Annotated in this window: 1 rRNA gene; it reads right to left on the reverse strand. The window is 51.8% G+C overall.

Features of this window, described 5'->3' with window-relative positions:
- Positions 1–257, reverse strand: a 16S ribosomal RNA gene (locus SOM16_RS23155); the annotation flags it as partial.

Here is a 257-nt window from a genome sequence, read left to right on the forward strand (position 1 = left end):
TTAAACCCAATAAATCCGGATAACGCTTGCACCCTCCGTATTACCGCGGCTGCTGGCACGGAGTTAGCCGGTGCTTATTCGTATAGTACCTTCAGCTACTCTCACGAGAGTAGGTTTATCCCTATACAAAAGAAGTTTACAACCCATAGGGCCGTCGTCCTTCACGCGGGATGGCTGGATCAGGCTCTCACCCATTGTCCAATATTCCTCACTGCTGCCTCCCGTAGGAGTCTGGTCCGTGTCTCAGTACCAGTGTG

The sequence above is a fragment of the Pedobacter sp. CFBP9032 genome, assembly GCF_034045265.1.
GTDB lineage: Bacteria > Bacteroidota > Bacteroidia > Sphingobacteriales > Sphingobacteriaceae > Pedobacter.